At 44.7% G+C, this 2,688-nt stretch carries 3 protein-coding genes; 2 read left to right on the forward strand and 1 reads right to left on the reverse strand.

The features are described 5' to 3' along the window. Positions 1 to 165 precede the first annotated feature (165 nt). Entirely contained in the window at positions 166 to 561 is a 396-nt protein-coding gene (locus tag WBV75_RS03635) for an acyl-CoA thioesterase (protein ID WP_424119296.1), read from the forward strand. On the opposite strand, the gene WBV75_RS03640 is transcribed toward WBV75_RS03635, so the two are convergent. Continuing rightward, positions 558 to 1,850 carry a dipeptidase gene (locus tag WBV75_RS03640; protein WP_424119297.1) on the reverse strand — a complete coding sequence of 431 codons (1,293 nt, stop codon included), beginning with the start codon at positions 1,848 to 1,850 and terminating at the stop codon, positions 558 to 560. The two genes, WBV75_RS03635 and WBV75_RS03640, sit on opposite strands and share 4 nt — an antisense overlap. Positions 1,851 to 1,997: 147 nt before the next feature. Here WBV75_RS03640 and WBV75_RS03645 point away from each other — a divergent pair. Then, the coding region (locus WBV75_RS03645) for a sensor histidine kinase (protein ID WP_424119298.1) at positions 1,998 to 2,688 on the forward strand (691 nt) is incomplete at its 3' end.

Raw genomic sequence — 2,688 nt, forward strand, 5'->3', positions numbered from 1 at the left:
TGCTCTTCTTAAAGTTACCGGAAAGGAATTATAGTCTACCCATGTTTATGAAAAGTTTATTGTATGCTTAACAATTTTTAGGATATGAAAAAAAGCAAGCTTCAACTTTGTTTTTCACTGTATTGGCTGTCTTTTGGTTGTACCTTTATCCTTTAAAGGAGTTTTATGCGCTTTCATACCAGAAAATGGGTCAAACCTGAAGATCTGAATGCCAATGGCACATTGTTTGGTGGGCGTTTGCTCTCGTGGGTAACCGAAGAAGCGGCGCTATACAGTATCATTCAGCTTGAAGATCAGAACTGTGTCCTGAAGTACATGTCGGAGATCAATTTTATGAATCCTGCCGTTCAGGGAGCCATTGTTGAGATTGGGATAGATGTAGTTTCTTTTGGAGATACCTCTATAACACTCAAATGCGAGGCCCGAAACAAGTTGACTCGTGAAGCGATAGCCACCATAGATCAGCTTATTTTTCTGGTCCTCGATGCGCAGGGAAAGCCCAAAGCCCACGGGAAAACTAAAATAGAATATGTAAAGGATCGGTTGGAGTCGATGGATTAATCCGCTGGCCAGGAGGCAGCAACTGCCTGTACTTCATCGAGAACCCGCAATAAGTTCCCACCCCACAGCTTGGCGATATCGGCTTCAGAATAACCCCTTCGAACAAGTTCCAAAGTGACGTTAAATGTCTCGGAGGCATCAGACCATCCTTCAATACCACCACCTCCGTCAAAATCGGAGCTAATACCCACATGGTCAATACCGATCAGCTCTACCATATAATCGATATGGTCTACAAAATCAGAAACATCAACTGCAGGCGGGGCATCCGTCCGCTTCTCCACAAGACTGTTTGAAATTGAGGTTACTTTTGGAATTACGGCGATAAAAGCCTCTTGCTCAGCCTCTGAAAGTTCGCGAAACTGGGATCTGTCATACCACGAAACCCCCAGGGAGTCGGCCACTTCGGTCATAATAGTTTTCATATACGCATCGCGGGCAGCACTTTTCTCTTTGTTGACGTACCCGTCGAGTGCTACGGCCTGGACCACTCCGCCATTCTCCTTGAGCGCCCGCAACTGAACGTCATCCAAATTCCTGCTGTGATCACATAGGGCCCTTGCCGAGGAGTGAGAAGCTATAATGGGAGCTTTTGAAAGCGCGAGCATCTGCATCACAGCTTCATGGGAGGGATGTGAAATGTCTATCATTATTCCTACCCTATTCATTTCTTTTACAGCTTCTTTACCTAGATCACTTAAACCATTGTGTAACCATATGTCGTCGGCCTCACCTGTGTTGGAATCTGAAAACTGGCTATGACCGTTGTGGGCCAGGGAAACATACCGGGCTCCGAGATCGTAGTACTTTTCGATATTTGATAGATCTGTACCCATAGGGTAGGCATTTTCTACACCTATCATGGCTACTTTTTTACCCGAGTTATAGATCTCGCGAGCCTGGGTAGAATTCGTTGCCAGGCCAATTCGGTCCGGGGCAATTTCTTCACAAAGCTTGTGGATGGCTTCGAATTTACTCATGGCATTCGCCTCTGCTTTTTCATATCCCGATTCGGTGAGGGTATCCTGCCCCGTGTATACAATAAACCAGGCCACATCTAACCCTCCGGCTTCCATTTTGGGGAGGTTGACCTGTGTTTGAAGTTCCTGGGTGTAGTTGATACTATCGGTGAAGTTCCGAACATTGATATCGACATGTGTATCCACGGTCATGACTCTTTCGTGGATCGCCTGGGCTTTTTCTTCCATAGATAATTCGGGTGTTTTTTCAGCTTTATCCTGACAGGAGACCAGTATAAGGGAAACTATAAAAAGGTATGAAATACGCATGTTACTTTAGTTTTTACCTACAATTAAACGAGTTTGACAACAAGTTTAGAAAGATAGGGAACATTTAATTGTTCACCGATATCCAAATAGTCAATTTTAGGTATTGAATGCATTTTACCGATAAAAAGGTGCACTTAATCCTGAAATATGCCCGTTACATCGAAAGATCTCCTGGATCACCTCTCAGACCTTCAATTAGCTTTGGAGGATTATTCCTTTGAAAAAATGACCGTTGAGCAGGCGAGTGTGGTCAAAGAATCATATGATCATTTCAGAAACCAACTCGAAACCTGTATCTGGGGAGGACCGGGTGCAGTAGAAATACCAGAACAACCCACCCAACCTGTAGAAGTCCCACATAGGCCATATGATGGTGCCCTTTCATCCATTGGGCACGACCTGCGCAATCCTTTGCACGGTATTATGGCTTTTGCCAACATACTGGCACAGGCTCCCCTGGAAGAACCCTACAGATCTATAGCCAGTTCCATGAGTATAGCCTCTGAGTCACTGTCTGAAACACTGGATGAGTTATGCGCCTACTCGCGTTTAAAGGATGTCCCTTCAAATGAGGTTGCTATTCCATTTTCGCCGGGCGTGTTGCTTGGGGAAATCAGGGACTACGCCCATTTAAAAATATTGGATAAACCCGTGAGTATTGACCTCGAATTGCAATTTGGTATTTCCGAATATGTGATTGGAAATCCATCAGATTTAAGACGCATCATGATGAATCTGATTGAAAATGCCTGTCGTTATACCCAGGAAGGAGAAATCAACGTGGTGGCCGGGATATCAGAAAGAAATACCGGAGCTGAGCTCCGAATTACAATTACGG

The sequence above is a fragment of the Robiginitalea sp. genome, assembly GCF_049588695.1.
In the GTDB taxonomy this organism is placed as follows: Bacteria; Bacteroidota; Bacteroidia; order Flavobacteriales; family Flavobacteriaceae; genus Robiginitalea.